Source organism: Shewanella sp. 125m-7, from assembly GCF_052977045.1.
In genome coordinates this window covers 39,436-60,216 of the sequence record NZ_JBRILQ010000030.1, presented here as the reverse complement: position 1 = coordinate 60,216, position 20,781 = coordinate 39,436, and the positions used below count along the sequence as shown (strand labels likewise).

Here is a 20,781-nt window from a genome sequence, read left to right as displayed (position 1 = left end):
CGTCTAGAGGCCTAGGACACCGCCCTTTCACGGCGGTAACAGGGGTTCGAATCCCCTAGGGGATACCACTATTTAAAATAACGAGATTTCGGTCTGGTTATTCAAGCGTTAAACCTTAGCCTACAAGGTTTAATGAGTATTCACTCTTTGCAGAGTCTAATGCCGTCCGGGTCCCCTTCGTCTAGAGGCCTAGGACACCGCCCTTTCACGGCGGTAACAGGGGTTCGAATCCCCTAGGGGATACCACTATTTAAAATAACGAGATTTCGCTCTGGTTATTAAAACCCAAAATGGGGCCTTAGCTCAGCTGGGAGAGCGCAACACTGGCAGTGTTGAGGTCAGCGGTTCGATCCCGCTAGGCTCCACCATTTACGGCTTTAAGCATATAGCTTTAAGCGGTTAGTAATTAAACCACCTTAGGGTGGTTTTTTTATGCCTGAAATTATTTGTTTGCTACTTGGAAAAAATAACGTAATGCCAACCAGTATAAAGATTTGATCACTCAGCGAGTGTTTAATGAGTTTGAGGCTAGATTATTAGTTGCTCTTAGGTACCTGTACCAGCGTTAATTTCGATAATAGCTCTTGCATTATTCCGCCTTCGACCATCTTTGGTCTTGTACTACCTATATCAATATAGTCGAGTATAAATGACATTCTCTGCATGCCGCCATCTATCTGGGTACGAGTGAAGCTCATAGCGATTCTACCGTTAAGCTAGTGACCAATCATTAGCACCACTGAAGCTCGCCACTTTGGAGCATTTTTACTGCCTAACTTCTATTATAAACTGCAGTTAAAAATGGGAGGTTACCTGGGTTTAAAACTTTAAAAGCGAAGCCATTCTTTCATCTATTCAGCTTGAGCTAATTTATTCACAGTGTGTAGACGTACTCATTCGAGGTTGGTGCAGGGAGCATACGACTTTTGTGGAGGATGACTCAAAGTAAGCATAACAGCACAAGATTGCATTAGGGCGAGTGTTAGTAATTAGATGTAGATATGTGAGCTTAAATCTGGTGTTACATGCTTATATGGTATTACGAACGGTTAAGTTGTATGTGCTCTGATATACCAAGAAATGCCATAAATACTAAATAATTGTTAGATGTGTGGATTTTATATCCTAGGAATAATATCAATAGCTTTGCTATATGGCGCGGAGACAAATGAAATAGAGAGCATCTTCTATGCTCCCACAATAGTAAATGTATTCATAAGATTGCTTACGATTAAGCACGTATAAGCCTTAACAGGTTACACCAATGAGACTTGATGATGCTCTTCCCCTAAAGGCGTTATGCTCAAACGAGTAAATAGCACTTTAATAAGATAGTTATAAATAGGGCTGGGCAATAGAGTTTTAGTTGACCATATCAGTTACTCGTCGCTGTGTCTGGGCAGATTCCCGCTTACATTTATCTTTAACTTGTTTAGAACCGAGAGCGATTAACGAGCAGCTATAAGCATGTTATTAAAGTCGGCAATAGGTTGGATGTAAATCAAAAAGCCATCATTGGCGATGGCTCTAGTACTTAGCTTTCGTATAAAGACTAGCGAGTATTGCTAGCAGCTAATTAATCAATACTAAGTTAGTCAGTACCTATATAGTTAGTCATTACTTAGTTAACGTTAAGTTAGTTAATACCAAGAAATCCACCGGTTTGATGCGCCCATAGCTGTGCATAGATCCCACCAGAGTTGATGAGCTCCTGATGAGTGCCTTGTTCAACAGTTTTGCCTTCATCCAATACAATTAAACGGTCCATAGCGGCAATAGTTGATAGCCTATGTGCAATAGCGATAACTGTCTTGCCTTGCATTAACTGATACAAGCTTTCTTGAATTGCAGCTTCAACTTCGGAATCTAGCGCCGATGTAGCTTCATCTAATAGCAAAATTGGTGCATTTTTAAGTAACACTCGTGCTATAGCTATACGTTGTCGCTGACCGCCGGAGAGTTTTACACCTCGTTCACCAACCTGTGCATCTAAGCCTTGATTCCCTTCTGGATCACTTAGGTTCTTTATAAACTCATAGGCTTGTGAGTTTTTAATCGCTTGATCGAGTTGTTCATCATTGGCATCAGGGTTACCGTACAAAATATTCTCGCGAATTGAGCGGTGTAGGAGGGAGGTATCTTGAGTAACCATACCAATATGTGCACGCAGTGAGTCCTGTTTAACTTGAGTTATATCCTGATTATCAATGGCTATACTGCCTGACTCTACATCGTGAAAACGCATCAACAGATTAACGAGTGTTGACTTACCTGCACCTGAACGACCAACAAGACCAACTTTTTCACCAGGCTTAATATGAAGATTTAACTCATCAATTACGCCGCTCTTTTCGCCGTAATGAAAGCTAACTTGCTTGAAATCGATACGCCCCTGGCTGACATTAAGTTCTGGGGCATTAGTGATATCATTGATTTCGGTAGGCTTAGATAGTGTATTCATACCATCTGCAACAGTGCCAATGTTCTCGAATAGAGAGCTAATTTCCCACATGATCCATTGCGACATACCGTTGAGCCTTAACGCCAAACTGATGGCGATAGCGATGGCACCTACAGTAATTGCATCATCACTCCAAAGCCAAATTGAAACCGCTGCGATAGAGAAAGCAAGCATGTAATTGATTATTTGCACACTTACGTTAATCCAGGTAACTAAACGCATCTGTCTATATACGGTGTGGAGAAAAGTTTTCATGCTGCCTTTAGCATATTCAGCTTCTTTTTGGGTGTGTGCAAAAAGCTTTACTGTGGCGATGTTAGTGTAACTATCGACAATTCTTCCAGTCATTGTCGATCGAGCATCAGCTTGCTCTGTTGATACTTTCTTTAGTTTGGGCAAGAACTTAAATTGCAAAGCGATATAAACGGCAAGCCAGATAAGCATAGGTACCATTAAGCGCAGGTCGGCTTTGGCTATCATCACAACCATCGAGGTGAAATACACTAAGATGTAAACTAAAACGTCTAATAATTTAGTCACCGTCTCTCGAACGGCTAATGATGTCTGCATAACCTTGGTTGCGACCCGGCCTGCAAAATCATTTTGATAAAATGACACACTTTGCTTCAACAAGTATCGGTGGGCTAACCATCTAATAGACATGGGGTAATTACCTAGTAGCCCCTGATAAACAATCAACGCATGTAATAACACTAGAGTTGGAATAACAACTAATACAAGCAGTGTCATGCCAAGTAACTTCATACCTTCTTTTTCGAACAGCGTTTTTGGGTCGTTATTAATCAGTAGATCGACCAAGTCGCCCATAAAGCCAAATAGAGACACTTCTAAAATGGCAAGTAGGGCTGTCAAAATTGACATAATAACCAATGGCACTTCGAATCCGCGGGTGTAATGACGGCAAAAAGCATAGATGCCTTTTGGTGGTTGTTGCGGCTCTTCGCTAGGTAATGGATCAACCCAAGATTCAAATCGTTTGAACATGTTATTACTCAGTCTGTATCTATCGTGTTAGAAAATACTAATAAATAAATAGCATATAGGAATAACGCAACTAAGTATAAGTAAAACCCAGCTTAATATTCAGTTCCGTTTTCCGCTAGTGAAGCCATAACTTGTTGGGTAAGATTAGGATCAAACCTTTAGTTTAGGAACATAAATGCCAGAACATAACTGCCACCTAGAAAAAGAGGCCTGCCGTAACGCTCGGCTGTCTCGTGATGCTAGATTTGATGGTCAGTTTTTTATTGGCGTGCTGACAACAAAAATCTATTGCAGACCTATCTGCCCGGCAGTCAGCCCTAAAGAAGCTAATGTCAGATATTTTGATTCAGCTTTGCAAGCCGCAAATGCTGGCTTAAGGCCTTGCTTACGCTGTCGGCCTGATTCTGCGCCAATGTCATATGCATGGCAGGGGACGCAAACCACATTGGAACGAGCTAAATCTTTAATCGACGCTGGCGCGCTGTCAGGTATCGAAGGGGGGAGCGTTGAAGCGCTTGCTGAGCGCTTGGGTATTAGCAGTCGTTATTTACGTAAACTGTTTAGCGATAAAATGGGGAGTACCGTTAAAGCATATGAGCAGTATCGTCGCTTAATGTTTGCTAAGCAATTACTGCATCAAACAGATCTTAGTATTACTCAAGTTGCTTTTTCTGCTGGTTTTTCGAGTGTTAGACGTTTTAATGAAGCGTTTAAAAGCGGATTGAAACTCACGCCGTCAGCCTTAAGAAAGCAAGGCCTATCAAAGCTGATGCGGGCCAATGTAGACGGCGTGGTTGGCGCGGTTGCGCTGCGTTTACAAATGAGTTTTCGGCCGCCCTATCAATGGCAACCTATGCAAGATTTTTATCGCATTCGGGCGGTAACGGATATGGAGTGGTTTATCGATGAGTCCAGCTATGCTCGCAGCTTTACGCTTAACAATGTAAGTGGTTACTTTAATGCAAAGCTAGATAACAAAGCGAATGTGTTTAATGTTGAGATCCTATTAGAGAGCGAGTCCGGCTTACAGTACCTTGGGAGTGTGATTAGCAATATTCGCCGAGTACTGGATCTTAATGCCAATATTGACCAAGTGGATGAAGTGTTATCTTCGATACATCCGTTAGCAGGCAACCTAAGCCAAGGCCTTAGGTTGCCTGGCGTTTGGTCGGCATTTGAAGCGGGGTGTCGCGCTGTACTTGGTCAACAAGTGAGTATTGTGCAGGCATCTAAGCTGTTAAATCAGTTAGTACTCGCGTATGGCGAAAGGCGTGTAATTGCAGGCCAACAAGTCATGCTTTTTCCGGCGCCAGAGGCAATATCAAACGCAGAGTTGGACGAATTAAAAATGCCAGTGGCAAGAAAAAAAGCTCTGAATGCTTTGGCACAGTTTGTTTGCCTGCACCCAGAGGCAGAACTGGATTTATGGCTGGCAATTAAAGGCATTGGGCCGTGGACAGTGGCTTATGCAAAAATGCGCGGGCTGAGCGATCCCAACATATTATTGTGCGGTGATTTAGTGGTTAAAAAGCGCCTATTAAGATTATATGCTGAGCAGTCTTCGCCGCCATTAACAGATTACGGCCAAATCACTCAGCAGCTTATACAACAAAGTGCTCCTTGGGGCAGCTATTTAACTTTTCAGCTTTGGAACCTCTCATGACTAAAATAGGCTCAGCGATAGCGAAACTTAATTTTGACTGCAGCTTTGGTACTATTTCAATGTGTGCTAATGCAAAAGGCATTACGCATCTGAATTTTATTCCACAAATGGGCGATGACTGGCAATCACGAGAAATCACAGGACTCACGATTGCAAATAATCAGGCCAAGCTTAATGATCAATCAGAGCTGCAGTTGGCCAAGGAACATCTTATTCAGGCACAAAGCGAGTTGAATGCGTATTTTTCCGAAGGTTTACTTAAGTTCACGGTAGCACTTGCGCCACAGGGCACAACTTTCCAGCAGCAAGTTTGGCAAGCGTTAAGTGAACTTGATTATGGCCAAAGTTGTAGTTACGCCGAGATTGCGAATCGCATTAATCGACCTAAAGCGGTGAGGGCGGTAGGGACTGCCAATGGCGCAAACCCGATAGCGATAATAGTACCTTGCCATCGAGTTATTGGTAAAAATGGTACCTTAACGGGTTACGCTTATGGCATCGAACTTAAGAAGAAACTACTTAAACTTGAAGGCTTAGATAAGTTCTGAAGCCATTGGCAAAATAATTGACTGTTCTATGACGGCTTTGTGATTGCTAATTCAGATCAAAAATAAGCTTTTAAGCAGATATTAGCGTAGAATAGGCGCCTTATTTTTGATTAGGCGTTTACCCGTAAATTATGACTCAGCCAGTATCTTCAACCGACAAAGCAGCAACGCAAACTGTGGTTACCGCAAAGACTCACAGCGACTTTACTCAACTAGGGTTAATCCCTGAGTTGCTCGAAACGCTTAAACTGCTGAGTTATACAACGCCTACTGCAATTCAATCGCATATTATCCCTGCTGTATTGGGCGGCAGAGATGTGTTGGGCGGCGCAAAAACAGGCTCAGGCAAAACAGCGGCTTTTGCGTTACCGATTATTCAAAAGATTGCAAAAGCAGCTCCGCGAAAAGCGGATAGCAATTTCGTTTCTTGTTTAGTCTTAGTGCCAACTCGTGAATTAGCGCAGCAGGTGAGTGACAGCTTTATGCGCTACTCTCAGCTGATTAAACCACACTTAAAGACACTCGCGATTTATGGTGGTGTGTCGACTAATACCCAAATGCAAAGCCTGCGTGGTGGTGCAGATATTGTTGTGGCCACGCCTGGACGCTTGATCGATCTTATTTCCAGCAACGCGTTAAAGCTAGATAAAACGCATACCTTAGTGCTTGATGAAGCCGACCGTATGCTAAGCCTCGGTTTTACAGAAGAGCTTAACGAGCTGTTGGCAAAGCTGCCGAGCAACAAGCAAACCTTGATGTTCTCTGCGACCTTCCCTGAAGAAGTGCAAGAGTTAACGCAATCGTTATTAAACAATCCTGTAGAAATGCAGCTACAAAGTAGCGAAGAAAGCACATTAGTGCAGCGGGTCATCACCGTTAACCGTAATCGTAAAACGGCACTACTCGCTGAGTTGATTAAGCAAAACCAATGGCAGCAAGTATTGATTTTTGCCAGCGCAAAATACAGCTGTAATCGTTTAGCACAAAAGTTGGCGAATGCAGGTATTGTGGCTGAGGTTTTTCACAGTGACAAAGGTCAAGGCGCTCGAAACCGTCTGCTTGAAGAGTTTAAAGCGGGAGAAATCAGTGTGCTGATTGCTACTGATATTGCCGCCCGTGGTATTGATATTGAAAAGTTGCCTATTGTCATTAACTTTGAGCTACCAAGAAGCCCTGCTGATTATATGCATCGTATTGGCCGAAGTGGCCGAGCAGGCGAAGCTGGTCTAGCGATTAGCTTGATTTCACATGATGAATATCAACACTTTAAGTTGATTGAGAAGAAAAACAAGCTGAGATTAGAACGCGAGCAAATTCCAGGTTTTGAAGCCGATTTAGAGGCGCCTATTGACTGTCCTTCACGCGAAGAGAAGCCGATGGCAAAGCCAGCTGGTACAGGCAAGAAAAGTCGCAAGAAGTTACCAAAGGCTAATGCAGACCTTTGGTCAAAGAAGTCTTAAACATAGCAATATAGGTATCAAGTGGTTTCGCTAGCGGGATCATCACTAAAAGGACTCAAATTGAGTCCTTTTTTACGACTGAAAAGTTTGGTTTTGTGGCTTAACGCCATTTTTAAGCATGTATCACCGAGTTCAGCAATAAAGCGGTAGCGTAGCATTTCGGCTTTAGGTATTCTTTTGTCGATTTATGTCGCTTGAAACTCATAATTTATTTAGGAAATACTATGCAGCACCTATTTTGGTTAGTTGAGGGACAAATTGCAGGACGCAGTGGACCGAATAAAGATCCTTGGGAGCTTGCACAATTAAAGGCTTCTGGCGTTGATGCGGTTCTCTCTGTCAACAACGGTGAAGAGTGTGATGAAGCAGAGTTCAGGGCATTAGGCTTGGATTACCTTTGCGTGCCTTTTTCAAGCAATATTCCTCCTAAAGAGGAAGATCTTGCTTATAGTGTTGAGCAGGTGCCAAAAGCACTGGCCTTTATCCGTAAGTGTGAGGCACAAGAAAAAACGGTCCTTATTCATTGCCGTTCGGGTAAAGACAGAACAGGGCTTATTATGGCTTACTACCTTATGGATAATGGCGCTGCACCTTTGCATGCCGTTAGTCAGGTTCGAGCGGTGCGCGATATTGCATTTAGCTCTGAAGGATGGGATCAATTTGCATTTGATGTCCTTTATGCGTTACAAGATTAACTAAGGCCCAGTAATAGAATAACAAAATGAATGCAAATGGATTGCACACACCCACGTTTTTAAAGTTAATGTTACTTTTGGCTGCCATACTTTTCACTGGCTGCCAAACTTCTCCTGCCTACCCAGACAAAATATCAAGTGTAAAAATTAAGCCGAAAAGCGACTGGCCTTTAGTTCAGTATTTACAAAGTGATGTGCTATCTCACCCAGAGCAAACCGGCGTTATACCGCTGACAGACGGCGTTGATGCGTTTATCGCGCGCTTGGCCTTAGTCAGCTCCGCAACGGCGAGCATCGACCTACAATATTACATTTACCGTTCGGACGACAGCGGTCGGCTACTCATTTGGCACTTAATTGAAGCGGCGCAGCGTGGTGTCAGAGTGCGTATTTTACTCGATGATATGGCAATAAAAAATGCTGATGAAGCGTTAGTGATGCTGGCAGAACATGAAAACATCCAAGTACGGTTATATAACCCTTCATTTGAGCGAAGCTTCCGCAAAATTGCATTTGTAGCCGGATTTTCAAGACTCAATCACCGCATGCACAATAAGTCTCTGACGGTTGATAATACTATCAGCGTGGTCGGTGGGCGCAATATTGGTAACGAGTACTTTTCGAATGATACTGATGTTGAGTTTGGTGATTTTGATTTAATGACTATAGGCAGCGCTGTCGAGCAGGTGTCAGATCAATTTGATCTCTATTGGAATGCCCCCTTAACCGTTGAAATTAGTGCTCTTAGTTCTCACCGCGCATCCGAAAAAGAGATTGCTAACGCACTTAAGTTGGTCGAGTCAGAAAAAGCGGCCTATAGCACTAATCCCTATATTTCCCGGTTATTAAATAGTGATTTGATAACTAAGATGCAAAACCGAACACTGCCTTGGTATTGGGGGACGGCAAAGTTGGTTTATGACCAACCAGATAAGAAGTCTCACCAGCTAGATAGTGACAATATTCTCGCGGATTTAGGTGAGTTTTTATCTCAGGCTAAAGCAGAGGTGTTGATTGTTTCTCCCTACTTTGTGCCAACGAGAACAGGTACAAAAAGCATTATCGAATCCACCAAGAAAGGGATTGCTATTACTGTGTTAACTAATAGTTTAGCTGCAACTGATGTGTTAGCTGTTCATGCGGGTTACAGGCAGTACCGGCAACAGTTATTAGAAGCTGGAGTTCGAATATTTGAAGTGAAAGCTAACCCAGAGATAAAAAAAACGAGTAGCTGGAGTGGTAGTTCTAAAAGTAGCTTACATGCCAAAACATTTGTGACAGATAAGAGTTCTATTTTTGTTGGCTCATTTAATTTTGACCCGCGTTCAGCTTGGTTAAATACCGAAATGGGGCTGATTATCGACAATAAGTTGTTAGCGAGTGGCATAGTAGAAGGCATTGAAGCGAGTCTAGTTAAAAATACCTATCGGCTCGAAATAGAAGACCAACAAATTGTTTGGTTTGATGATTTTAATCAACGGAAAATTTATGCAGAACCCGATGCCGGGCTTTGGCGTATGTTTCTAGTGGATTGTATCGCATTATTACCGATTGAATCACAGCTTTAATTGTTTGCTTAGATTGATTGCGTTAGAGTTTATTCATGAGGTTCAATGTCAAAGGCTGTAATTTAGATGGAAGCGATAACTAAGAATATTAAAAACAAGAGTAAAGCGAGCCAATCTCAAGGATTGCTGTTATTTAAACTCTCACTGACTCAGTTATTTGCATTGGGTACCTTGAAAATAAGAGAGCTTGTGCCGTACTGCCCTTTAAGTGCAATCCCTCATTCTCACCCCACGATTTTAGGCGCTGCAACTATACGTGGTGCGACAATTCCGATCGTGGATATGGCTGCGGCTATTGGCTATCGACCAATTACCGAACAAGAGCTTAAAGATAGCTATATTATTATCACTGACTGTCAAAGGATGGTCATTGGTTTCCTCGTACGTTCAATCGATAAAATTATTGAATGTAACTGGCGCGATATTGAAAAGCCGCCAGCAAATTTAGGTAAAAATGCCTATTTAACGGGGGTGACTAAAATCGATGGAAAGCTGGTGCAGCTTTTAGATGTCGAGTTACTGCTATCAAAGGTATTTCCCGCTAGCCCTGAAACCACACGTGCTATCTTAACTGACGTTCAGCGAGAGTGCTTAAAGCCGCTAAATATATTACTTGTTGACGACTCAAAAGTTGCACGAAAGCAACTTAGTGACGCTTTAGATAGCATTAATATCCCCTATCAAGTGACGGCTGATGGTAAAGAGGCGTTACAAATAATGGAGCAGGCCGAGCGTGATAAGCATGCTATCGATATATTAGTTAGCGATATAGAAATGCCGGGATTAGATGGCTACGAATTGGCCTTTGAGGTCAAGAATAATCCTGCGATAGCGCCGGCATACATCATCTTGCATACCTCGCTATCGAGCGAAATCAGTGTTAGCCAAGCACATCAGGTTGGTGCTAATGAGGCATTAACTAAGTTTTGTGCACATGAGCTGATTGATGCAATGCTACGTGGAGCAGAACAAGCAACGGAGAATGCTAATCTTTAGGGGGTTATTAGCAATATGTTAATCGTGAGTAATATACCCGTCTAAATGTCTAGCAAAGGTGGACAATAGTTGCTGCATCCGATACAAACTGTGTAGAAGGAATATTAACTTTATTTTAGGCTTGCTGAAGAGCTAGTCTTAAATCGAATTACTACATACTATAAAAACGACAGGTTAAGTAATGAATCAAAAACCATCTTTGTTTGCCCGATTGGCAGACGGCAGTTTAGTGCTACAAATTCTCGTGGGTATTATAGCGGGTGTTATTTTAGCAACCGTATCAAAAAGTGGTGCTGAGAGTGTGGCTTTTTTAGGTGAGTTGTTTGTTGGCGCCTTAAAAGCAATTGCACCGATCTTAGTGTTTATCTTAGTGGCGGCATCGATTGCTAACCAAAAGAAAAATGCCAAAACCAATATGCGTCCAATTGTGATCTTATATCTATTTGGTACATTTTCGGCTGCCGTCACCGCAGTCTTAATGAGCTTCTTGTTTCCTACGACGCTGGCATTATCGTTAGATGCGGCGCAGGCTTCACCACCTGAAGGCATTGGTGAGGTTATCCATACGTTATTGTTTAAGCTTGTTGATAATCCAGTGAATGCGGTAATGACAGGTAACTATATTGGTATTCTTGCGTGGGGTGTGGGCTTAGGTTTAGCACTGCATCACGCAACAGATTCTACCAAGCAAGTATTTGCTGATGTGAGCCATGGTATATCTCAAATGGTTCGCTTCATCATTCGTTTAGCACCAATTGGTATCTTTGGCCTAGTGTCAGCTACATTTGCAACAACAGGTTTCGGTGCGATTGCAGGTTATATGCACCTACTTCTTGTTTTGCTTGGTGCGATGGCAATTATGGCGTTAATTATTAACCCTGCCATTGTGTACTTTAAAATTCGTCGTAACCCTTACCCATTGGTGTTTACTTGTCTGCGAGAAAGTGGCGTGACCGCATTCTTTACTCGCTCTAGTGCCGCAAATATTCCGGTAAACATGGCGTTGTGTGAAAAGCTTAAGCTGCATGAAGATACTTACTCTGTTTCTATTCCTTTAGGCGCGACCATTAATATGGGCGGCGCAGCGATCACGATTACTATTTTGACGCTTGCTGCTGCAAATACGATGGGAATTCAAGTGGACCTACTTACTGCAATTCTATTAAGTGTTGTGGCTGGCGTTTCAGCTTGTGGCGCATCGGGCGTAGCCGGTGGCTCACTGCTACTTATTCCATTGGCTTGTAGCTTGTTTGGTATTTCAAATGACGTAGCTATGCAAGTCGTTGCGGTCGGCTTTATCATTGGTGTTATTCAAGATTCTGCGGAAACAGGCCTAAACAGCTCGACTGACGTTATCTTTACTGCTGCGGCATGTGAAGCGGCAGAAAGGAAAGAAAACGCTTAGAACTTATTACAGCGCTGATAAAAAGCACTTGTAATACAATAGAAGCCCGCTCATGAATATGAGCGGGCTTCTTGTTAGTAAGCCACTCTTCTGGCTTGCCTCTCTACGCAAAATATTGCTAGGCTGAATAAAGCTTATTCGGAAAACTAGGCGCCGATAATCCCAAGCGGTCTACCCGTTTGCCAGGCGCCACGAGTAAAGTCAGGGAAGTTAACCGAATTACTGCGATTATTGACAGACTCTTCACTTAAAATATTCACCACTGACCAGCTTGCGCCATCATAAACATCTTGATCCAATGGCTCTGCATTTCTTAAGCAATACACCATGCGCCAAAGCATTAAAAAATCCATGCCACCGTGCCCACCATTACGCTCTGCTTCTTCTCCCATACGCAGCCATAATGGATGGTCATACTTGGCGTACCACTTTTGCATATCCATATCCCACTGGTGATAATTGCCTGAGCCACCTTGTTCAATCGCGATACGGTTAGGAAAGCCCGCAAACACCCCATTGGTTCCTTGTATAAGGTTATGGCGGCTATAAGGGCGCGGAGTCGTGGTGTCATGCTGTACCATTATGGTGCGGCCTTTAACCGTTTTGATAAGTGACGTATTGATGTCGCCATTAATGTAGTTAAGCTGGTTGCGCTCATGATCCGCTGGGAATTCACGTTTAGCGTACTGTGCACGACCCAGTGCGGGCGAGCTCATCGATGTCAGGTAATCAAATCTGTCACCGCGATTAATGTTCATATACTGAGAAACAGGCCCTAAGCCGTGAGTAGGGTAGAGGTTGCCATTACGTTTAGTGTGCCAATAGGTGCGCCATGAACCGGTCTTTTGGTCTATCTCTTTCATTTGCCAGCGTAATTCATGGATATAAGCCGCCTCTCCATGTAATAACTTACCAAACACTCCTTGGCGAACCATATTGAGGACCATAAGTTCATCTCTGCCATAGTTGACGTTTTCCATCATCATACAGTTCATTTGAGTACGCTCTGCGGTATCAACTATTTGCCAACATTGTTCTACAGTCAGCGCCAATGGCACCTCTACAAAGGCATGCTTTCCGCTTTCCATTGTGTTGATGGCCATAGGGGCATGCCATTCCCAAGGCGTTGAAATAATGATTATATCGATGTCATCGCGATTCAATAAATCTTGATAAGATTGATTACTACCTGTGTATCTAGCGGGTTTAGGCAAACCTTGAGCACCAACAAACGCAATTGACTCATCTAATACGGTCTCGTCAATGTCGCAAATCGCTTTGATCTCGACACCGTCTAAGTGACAAAAATGTTTTACATGGCCAGAACCCCGTTGACCCACACCAATAAAGCCGACTCTTACGGTATCCATCTGGGGGACAACTAAGCCCATTACTGATTGTGCATTATCGGGTTTCTTTTGTACCGCATACGCAGTTGATAGGGGGAGTTGGGAGGAGATGAGTCCTGCAGCGGTGAAGCCTGCAGTTTTTAAAAATAATCGGCGGTTAAATGTCATCTGAAATCCTGTAGTATTTTTATGCATTATTCAACAAGAGCGTAAAGTTATATCAGATTTGATTAAAAAATGGTTAAAAACAGATGAGAGGTTATCAGCGCTTGTCTTTTTATGCGTATTTACTAAAGTAATGCATAGAAAGTGATTTATATCGCGTTTTTAATTTTTTAGTACGATACACTTTCTGTTAAAAGGTAGCAGTAATCTTGTGATTGCTTTCTTTGTTTACACCTAATTCGGTAAACAAATATATTACAAATGCTTTTTAAGGGAGAAAACTAGCAGATGACTCTTGTACGCAATAAGACAGATGAAGTTATTCAAATTGAGAAAAAAGCAAAACTCAAAGAAATGGAAATGTCAGTAGTTGAAAAGCGTAGACGTTTATCCTGGCGAGAAAACGAGCTAGATTCTCGAGAGGTCGTTGGCCGTTGGATAGATGAAAGGCCTATGCTAGGAGATAATATAACCCTTTATAAGCAATCAGGAAGGTATTACCTAGAGACGTGGTATCTGGATGGCTGCCACAGTTTAGATGAAATGACCTCAGAACAAACTGAAGAGGGCATAAAGCTTGAAGATAAGGGCGGTAATATTTTTGGTGAATACTTCATGTTTACTGAAGGAAAAGATCTCAAGTTTTGCAATTCAAGCAACTGTTATTACACCGCTAAAGTTAATGTAGAAGTGGCATGAAATTGTAATCATTTAGCAGAACTACGATAATATTTGTCATTTACAAAAGAAAAGGGGCTAAAGCCCCTTTTTTATTTTTTATTTCAAACAACGAGAGAAAGGATGCACACTGCTAAACTGCATGGCCTTTCCTGAATATGGGTGGGTAAAGCTTAAGCTTTGAGCGTGTAGCTGTAGTCTTGTTGCTGCTTTGATGACGTGCTCATCGCCATAAAAATCATCCCCAAAAATTGGATGGCCAATTGCGAGCATATGTACCCGCAATTGATGCGTCCTACCTGTGACAGGCTTTAGCTCGACTAAACAACTGTTTGGCTTTTGATTAATCACCTTGTAATGAGTAATAGCCGTTTTACCTGACTCATTAACGATCTGTTTAGGCGGATTTAATCTGTCTGCAGCAATCGCAAGCTCAATAGTGCCATCTTGTTGTTTTAATACGCCATCGACTTCAGCAATATAAGTTTTTTGCGTCTGTCTATTTTGAAATTGGGTTTTCAGACTAGATTCCGCTTTTTTATTGCGAGCAAATACCATAATGCCAGATGTTGCACAGTCTAAACGATGCACCAATATGGGGTCTTTAAAACGCTGTTGCAGCCGTGTGAGTGCACAGTCATGAGTGTATTCAGCGATCCCTGGATTGGATAGTAAGCCTGATGGCTTATTGATAACAATAATATCTCGATCGATATATCGGATATCTAACCAAGGAATACTGGGGGGCTGATAGCTAAAAATTTGCATGAGTTCTCCTATTGCTGCGCAATTCTAACAAATTAGTTCTGTCGAAGCATCGGCTTAATTTATGTAAGCGAGAATAATTGGCCGAGCATATTGGGTAGCATCATAAGTTTGAGACCTAGCTTGAGATATGAGGGGCTGTATTGGGAGTTTTGAACTCGTCAGTAATGAGTTTTGACTAACGTTTTCAGGTTGACAAATAATAGATTATTCCAATGGAATCATTGAAGAGCTAAGAAACATCTTGTGAGCAAGGTTTAGGCATTTTACTCCATGGTTTCATCTTAACGGTGACTAACTAGCAGCTAAATTTACAACGATGTTTACATTCGAGTGCTAATGCACCCGTATGCGATGGTATTTACTTATTGCTCTAAACCGCTATTTTATAAATATTCAGGCGGAGTATTACGAGTCCACAATCGGCTATAAGCCATTAACTGTGGATAGAAAGTGCGAAAAGCTATTTCGATTTCAGTATCGAGTTTTTTAACACAATCTTGCGCGCCGTTAAAAATTTCAGGTTTAGACACTCGTTGCGCCACAGAGCTGATAGTTTGATTTAGGCCGTTACGAGTTTGATAGGCAACAAGCCAGTTTTCGTTACGGATCTTTGGCGCGATAGAAACAAGTTGCTCAGGTAAATCGCTACATTCATCGATAGCGTCGTACGCTTTAGTCGCGAACTCTTCAAGGCTTTGATGATGGTACTCGTCCCAGTATTTAGCCAGCATATGGTCAAAACTGAGGTCTATAAGGATTGGGGCTGCGCGGGTTAGCGATTTAGGAAATAGCGATACCAATTCTTTAGTGATTTCGTGGCTATCGGTTAGCTGATCGATTTGACGGTGTAACCATATTCCTTGTTGGAGGTGTTTAGGGAAATGCTCAATGGCGCCTTTAGCAAAGTCTCCAGCAATATTGGCAGCCAATGAGGTTTGGCTATTGTCTGCTAAGTGCAGGTGTGCAAGAAAGTTCATATTTTATACTTGGTAATACGCATACTTCACGTTATCATGCGAAGTGATGCTAAGGAAATCCTTTCTCGATAACTTTGTATATTAAAGTCGAATTAAGGTGCTCTTTAAGGATGCGCATCAATTTATTGCTATATACCCATCAATTAAACGGTTTGAGGATCAAGGATGATGTGGAACTGGTTAACCCAAAAGCTATCGAAGAATGATCAAGTTAGACGTAAAAAAGTCGAAATTGATATTCCTTATGAACAGCACCGCTATAGAATTGAAGATTTTGACGTAAAACCTTCGGCCGATATTACTAAAGAGCAGCCGAGTAAACTGAAGTCATTCAATTAGAAATCAAACTTTACTTCTGTAAACGCGTATATTGACGGTTTTTTAAGGCCGGATTGTTGATCTTCTCATGCTCTGGCCATAGACTAGCGGCCGATTTAGACACTGTAGAGACTTCCCATGCGCGTTGCAGATTATTCTTTTGAACTCCCTGACGAGTTAATTGCCCGTTATCCCACGGCTGAGCGGACAGCTTCCCGATTATTGTCGCTTGACGGTAATAGTGGCCAACTGGCCGATCTGCAATTTGTCGATATTTTAGAACAAGTCAATTCTGGCGACTTGATGGTCTTTAATAACACCCGCGTGATCCCTGCGCGTATGTTTGGTCAAAAGCAATCCGGTGGAAAACTCGAGATCTTGGTTGAGCGTATGCTTGATGACAAGCGAGTGTTAGCCCATGTTCGTTGCTCGAAGTCACCTAAAGTCGACTCGATTATCTGCCTAGATGGTGGCTACGAGATGGTGATGGTCGCCAGACATGACGCTTTATTTGAACTCGAGTTACAAAGCGACAAAACGATTTTAGAAGTGCTTGAAGAAGTCGGCCATATGCCATTACCGCCTTATATCGATAGACCGGATGAAGATGCTGATAAAGAGCGTTACCAAACAGTTTATAATCAAAATCCAGGCGCGGTAGCAGCCCCCACAGCGGGCTTGCATTTTGATGACGCCATGTTGGCGGCTTTAAAAGATAAAGGCGTTAAGACCGCATTTGTGACCTTGCATGTTGGTGCGGGTACTTTTCAGCCTGTTCGTGTTGATAATATCCTCGACCATAAAATGCATTCTGAGTGGGCTGAAGTATCGCAAGAGGTGGTTGACCTTATCGCAGCAACGAAAGCGCAAGGTCATCGGGTTATTGCGGTTGGCACAACATCGGTACGTTCGCTTGAAAGTGCAGCTAGAGCATCACAGGGGGAATTGCAGGCATTTAGTGGTGATACTGATATCTTTATCTACCCTGGATATCAGTTCCAAGTGGTCGATGCCATGGTGACAAACTTCCATTTGCCAGAATCGACTCTCATTATGTTACTGAGTGCCTTTGCTGGCTTCGATGAGGTAAAAAACGCCTATCAGCACGCGATTGCTCAAAAATACCGCTTCTTTAGCTATGGCGACGCCATGTTTGTGACCAAAAAAGCGAACTAATTATCCAAATTGCTTTAAAATACCCAGTTCATAATATGAAGTGGGTATTTTTTTATCTGCGGATTTAATGCATATTTTGGCATTTAGGGTTGATACTGAATTGTTTGACCTTATGTTTGTCATACTCTTAGACTCAAATACTTGAGTTAACTCAGGTCAGACTGTTTATCTGGCGAGGTGAAAAATGAAATTTGAATTAGATACAACTCAAGGCCGCGCGCGTCGTGGTCGCTTGATTTTTGAACGTGGTACGGTTGAAACGCCTGCATTTATGCCAGTTGGTACTTATGGCACAGTTAAAGGTATGACGCCTGAAGAAGTACGTGAGACGGGTGCCGATATCCTGCTTGGTAATACATTCCATCTTTGGTTGCGTCCAGGCGAAGAGATCATGCGTAAGCATGGTGACTTACACGACTTTATGAACTGGCAACGTCCTATTTTGACTGACTCTGGCGGATTCCAAGTATTTAGCTTGGGTGATATCCGTAAGATCACCGAAGAAGGCGTGCATTTCCGTTCACCAATTAATGGTGAAAAGGTTTTCTTAGATCCAGAAAAGTCGATCCAAATTCAAAATTCATTAGGCAGCGATGTAGTAATGATTTTTGACGAATGTACTCCGTACCCAGCAACAGAGGACGAAGCGCGTAAATCGATGCAGATGTCACTTCGTTGGGCGCAGCGTTCTCGTGATGAGTTCGACAGACTTGAAAACCCGAACTCGTTGTTCGGTATTATTCAAGGCGGCGTTTATGAAGACCTACGTGACGAAAGCTTAAACGGCTTAGTCGATATCGGTTTTGATGGATACGCTGTTGGTGGTTTAGCAGTTGGCGAGCCAAAGGAAGACATGCACCGCATTCTTGAGCATGTTTGTCCAAAAATCCCTGCTGATAAACCTCGCTATTTGATGGGTGTTGGTAAGCCAGAAGATTTAGTTGAAGGCGTACGTCGCGGTGTAGACATGTTTGATTGTGTTATGCCAACGCGAAATGCTCGAAATGGTCATCTATTTACTAGCGAAGGTGTGATTAAGATCCGTAATGCACGTCATCGCGATGACACTGCACCACTCGATGATAAGTGTGATTGTTATACCTGTAAGAATTATTCTCGGGCGTACCTTTACCACTTAGATCGTTGTAATGAAATTTTGGGTGCTCGATTAAACACCATGCATAACCTTCGTTATTACCAAAGATTGATGGAAGGTTTGCGTGGCGCTATCGAGACAGGTACATTAGACGCCTTTGTTACGGAATTCTATACCAGCCAAGGTCGAGAAGTACCTGAAGTTCCTGAATTATCCGATTAATTTTTACTCAGACAATAAGAAGAGAATACTATGTTTATTTCAAACGCACATGCAGCTGATGCACCTATTGGTGGCGCGGGTGGCACGATGGAATTGATTTTCATGTTGGTCATCTTTGGCCTAATTTTTTACTTCATGATTTTCCGTCCACAGTCAAAGCGTGTAAAAGAGCACAAGAATCTAATGGGCTCGTTGAGCAGAGGTGATGAAGTGCTAACCAGCGGTGGTATTTTAGGTAAGATCGCTAAAATCAGTGATGAAAACGACTACGTATTGTTGACTATCAACGAAACCAGCGAAATCACGATTAAGAAGGATTATATTGCGGCCGTATTGCCAAAAGGCTCTATTAAGTCACTTTAAGCCAAGAGGGCAATGGCGTGTTGAATAAATACCCGATGTGGAAAAACCTAATGGTGATAGTCATTATCGCCATAGGTGCATTCTATGCGATACCAAACCTTTTCGGTGAAGACCACGCAGTTCAAGTGGTTGCAACTCGAGGAGCAGAAGTCTCAGCGTCGACTATGTCGACAGTAAATGATGTATTAAAGAGCAAAGGTATCGCTGTTAAGCGTGCTGAGCTTGAAAATGGTCAGTTGTTAGTACGCTTAAATAATGGTGAAGAGCAATTAATTGCTAAAGAAGCCATTAGTGACGCGTTAGGCGACAAGTACACCGTAGCCTTAAACTTAGCTCCAGCTACTCCTGAGTGGTTAGAGGCTATGGGCGGTTCGCCTATGAAACTAGGTTTGGATCTGCGCGGTGGTGTTCACTTCTTAATGGAAGTAGACATGGGTGAAGCGATTCGTAAGATGACCGAAGCCAAAGTCGCAGACTTCAGAACTGATTTACGAGCTGAGAAAATTCGCTACGCGGGTATTCGTAATGGCGCCAAAGGCATCGAGATTAAGTTCCGCGATGCAGAGACTTTAGCTAAAGCAGAAAACTTTCTAAAGTCTCGCAGCAATGACATGGTTTTCCAAGACAAAACTGTCGACGATGACTATGTCCTTGTTGCAAATCCAAGTGAAGCTTATTTAAAGCAAGTTAAAGAAGAAGCACTGCAACAAAACATCACCACACTGCGTAACCGTGTAAACGAGTTAGGTGTAGCTGAGCCTGTTGTACAACGTCAAGGTGCTGAACGAATTATCGTTGAGTTACCCGGTGTTCAAGATACTGCGCGTGCAAAAGAGATTTTAAGCGCGACAGCATCAATTGAATTCCACATGGTTGACCAAAAAGCTGACGTTCAAGCTGCAATGAGTGGCCGAGTACCTGCAGGTTCTGAGCTTTATCAGCGCCGAAGCGGTGGTCCAGTGGTATTGAAGAAAGCGGTTATGTTGACCGGTGATCATATTCAAGGCGCACAGCCAAGTTTTGACGAATATAGCCGTCCACAAGTGGCCATTAACCTTGATGCTAAAGGTGGCTCAATCTTCTCAAACGTGACTAAAGACAACATCGGTAACCCGATGGCAACACTATTTATCGAGTATAAAGATACCGGTGAAAAGAATGCCGACGGTAGCGTTAAGATGAAGAAGATTGAGGAAGTGATTTCGGTTGCTACCATTCAAGCGCGTCTTGGTCGTAACTTTGTTATCACAGGTCTAGAGCATGCAGAAGCACAGAACCTAGCATTATTGCTACGTGCTGGTGCACTTATTGCCCCTGTTTATATTGTTGAAGAACGTACTATTGGTCCGAGCTTAGGTCAGGAAAATATCGAAAACGGTATGCAAGCCATGATCTGGGGTATGGCAGTCGTGCTTATCTTTATGCTGGTTTACTACCGTGGCTTTGGCTTAATTGCTAACTTAGCATTGACTGCTAACTTAGTAATGGTTGTGGGCGTGATGTCAATGATCCCAGGCGCCGTGTTAACCCTACCTGGTATTGCGGGTATGGTATTAACAGTAGGTATGGCGGTTGATGGTAACGTACTTATTTACGAGCGTATTCGTGAAGAATTGCGTAATGGTCGTAGCGTTCAGCAAGCGATCCATGAAGGATACGGTAACGCATTCTCTACCATTGCCGATGCGAACATCACCACCTTTATGACAGCGCTTATCTTATTCGCTGTTGGTACTGGTGCTGTGAAAGGCTTCGCGGTAACGCTAATGATCGGCATCGCCACTTCAATGTTTACTTCTATCGTGGGTACTCGCTCAATCGTTAACGCGATTTGGGGTGGTAAGCGCGTGAAGAAACTGTCTATTTAA

General features: G+C 42.8%; 18 protein-coding genes and 3 tRNA genes. 16 read left to right on the top strand and 5 right to left on the bottom strand.

Annotated features, from left to right (window positions below):
* The 3 genes from ACVBIL_RS14200 (at position 1) to ACVBIL_RS14190 (ending at position 368) form a co-directional block, all read left to right on the top strand.
* Positions 1-68, top strand: a tRNA-Glu gene (locus tag ACVBIL_RS14200).
* 102 nt (positions 69-170) lie between these two features.
* Positions 171-246 (top strand) — tRNA-Glu (locus ACVBIL_RS14195).
* Positions 247-292: 46 nt separating this feature from the next.
* Positions 293-368: transfer RNA gene (locus ACVBIL_RS14190), tRNA-Ala, on the top strand.
* A gap of 168 nt (positions 369-536) precedes the next feature.
* On the opposite strand, the gene ACVBIL_RS14185 is transcribed toward ACVBIL_RS14190, so the two are convergent.
* Both ACVBIL_RS14185 and ACVBIL_RS14180 read right to left on the bottom strand, forming a co-directional pair.
* Positions 537-698, bottom strand: a complete 162-nt coding sequence (locus ACVBIL_RS14185; protein ID WP_447167622.1) for a hypothetical protein — start codon at positions 696-698, stop codon at positions 537-539.
* Between the two features lie 938 nt (positions 699-1,636).
* Positions 1,637-3,466 (bottom strand): ABC transporter ATP-binding protein, encoded by a 1,830-nt coding sequence (locus ACVBIL_RS14180; protein WP_447167621.1) that lies wholly within the window; start codon positions 3,464-3,466, stop codon positions 1,637-1,639.
* A gap of 175 nt (positions 3,467-3,641) precedes the next feature.
* Here ACVBIL_RS14180 and ACVBIL_RS14175 point away from each other — a divergent pair, with 175 nt between their 5' ends.
* The 7 genes from ACVBIL_RS14175 (at position 3,642) to sstT (ending at position 11,801) form a co-directional block, all read left to right on the top strand.
* On the top strand, positions 3,642-5,129 hold the full coding sequence (locus ACVBIL_RS14175) for a DNA-3-methyladenine glycosylase 2 family protein (protein ID WP_447167620.1): 1,488 nt from the start codon (positions 3,642-3,644) through the stop codon (positions 5,127-5,129).
* A 59-nt stretch (positions 5,130-5,188) separates the two neighbouring features.
* A complete protein-coding gene (locus tag ACVBIL_RS14170; protein ID WP_447167624.1) occupies positions 5,189-5,677 on the top strand; it encodes a methylated-DNA--[protein]-cysteine S-methyltransferase in 489 nt (162 codons plus the stop codon).
* A gap of 131 nt (positions 5,678-5,808) precedes the next feature.
* Positions 5,809-7,137, top strand: coding sequence for a DEAD/DEAH box helicase (locus ACVBIL_RS14165; RefSeq protein ID WP_447167619.1), 1,329 nt, complete (start codon positions 5,809-5,811; stop codon positions 7,135-7,137).
* A gap of 224 nt (positions 7,138-7,361) precedes the next feature.
* Entirely contained in the window at positions 7,362-7,832 is a 471-nt protein-coding gene (locus ACVBIL_RS14160; RefSeq protein WP_447167618.1) for a phosphatase domain-containing protein, read from the top strand.
* A gap of 26 nt (positions 7,833-7,858) precedes the next feature.
* The gene (locus ACVBIL_RS14155) at positions 7,859-9,400 is read left to right on the top strand and encodes a phospholipase D family protein (protein WP_447167617.1); all 1,542 of its coding nucleotides are present in this window, start codon (positions 7,859-7,861) and stop codon (positions 9,398-9,400) included.
* A gap of 66 nt (positions 9,401-9,466) precedes the next feature.
* Positions 9,467-10,396, top strand: coding sequence for a chemotaxis protein CheV (locus tag ACVBIL_RS14150; RefSeq protein ID WP_447167616.1), 930 nt, complete (start codon positions 9,467-9,469; stop codon positions 10,394-10,396).
* Between the two features lie 181 nt (positions 10,397-10,577).
* Complete coding sequence (gene sstT, locus ACVBIL_RS14145) at positions 10,578-11,801, top strand: serine/threonine transporter SstT (RefSeq protein ID WP_447167615.1); 1,224 nt, start codon at positions 10,578-10,580, stop codon at positions 11,799-11,801.
* A gap of 146 nt (positions 11,802-11,947) precedes the next feature.
* On the opposite strand, the gene ACVBIL_RS14140 is transcribed toward sstT, so the two are convergent.
* Entirely contained in the window at positions 11,948-13,318 is a 1,371-nt protein-coding gene (locus ACVBIL_RS14140; protein ID WP_447167614.1) for a Gfo/Idh/MocA family protein, read from the bottom strand.
* 285 nt (positions 13,319-13,603) lie between these two features.
* On the opposite strand from ACVBIL_RS14140, the gene ACVBIL_RS14135 reads away from it, so the two are divergent.
* The gene (locus tag ACVBIL_RS14135; RefSeq protein ID WP_447167613.1) at positions 13,604-14,014 is read left to right on the top strand and encodes a hypothetical protein; all 411 of its coding nucleotides are present in this window, start codon (positions 13,604-13,606) and stop codon (positions 14,012-14,014) included.
* Positions 14,015-14,092: 78 nt separating this feature from the next.
* On the opposite strand, the gene ACVBIL_RS14130 is transcribed toward ACVBIL_RS14135, so the two are convergent.
* Positions 14,093-14,761 carry an RluA family pseudouridine synthase gene (locus tag ACVBIL_RS14130; RefSeq protein ID WP_447167612.1) on the bottom strand — a complete coding sequence of 223 codons (669 nt, stop codon included), beginning with the start codon at positions 14,759-14,761 and terminating at the stop codon, positions 14,093-14,095.
* Between the two features lie 383 nt (positions 14,762-15,144).
* Entirely contained in the window at positions 15,145-15,738 is a 594-nt protein-coding gene (locus tag ACVBIL_RS14125) for an acyl carrier protein phosphodiesterase (RefSeq protein WP_447167611.1), read from the bottom strand.
* Positions 15,739-15,903: 165 nt separating this feature from the next.
* On the opposite strand from ACVBIL_RS14125, the gene ACVBIL_RS14120 reads away from it, so the two are divergent.
* The 5 genes from ACVBIL_RS14120 to secD all read left to right on the top strand — a co-directional run bounded on the left by ACVBIL_RS14120 (position 15,904) and on the right by secD (position 20,781).
* Positions 15,904-16,077, top strand: a complete 174-nt coding sequence (locus tag ACVBIL_RS14120; protein WP_447167610.1) for a hypothetical protein — start codon at positions 15,904-15,906, stop codon at positions 16,075-16,077.
* Between the two features lie 117 nt (positions 16,078-16,194).
* Positions 16,195-17,232: a tRNA preQ1(34) S-adenosylmethionine ribosyltransferase-isomerase QueA gene (queA, locus tag ACVBIL_RS14115; RefSeq protein ID WP_447167609.1), complete on the top strand. Its 1,038-nt coding sequence runs from the start codon at positions 16,195-16,197 to the stop codon at positions 17,230-17,232.
* Positions 17,233-17,416: 184 nt separating this feature from the next.
* Positions 17,417-18,550: a tRNA guanosine(34) transglycosylase Tgt gene (tgt, locus tag ACVBIL_RS14110; RefSeq protein WP_447167608.1), complete on the top strand. Its 1,134-nt coding sequence runs from the start codon at positions 17,417-17,419 to the stop codon at positions 18,548-18,550.
* Between the two features lie 30 nt (positions 18,551-18,580).
* Positions 18,581-18,913, top strand: a complete 333-nt coding sequence (gene yajC / locus ACVBIL_RS14105) for a preprotein translocase subunit YajC (RefSeq protein ID WP_447167607.1) — start codon at positions 18,581-18,583, stop codon at positions 18,911-18,913.
* A gap of 17 nt (positions 18,914-18,930) precedes the next feature.
* Positions 18,931-20,781: a protein translocase subunit SecD gene (secD, locus tag ACVBIL_RS14100; RefSeq protein WP_447167606.1), complete on the top strand. Its 1,851-nt coding sequence runs from the start codon at positions 18,931-18,933 to the stop codon at positions 20,779-20,781.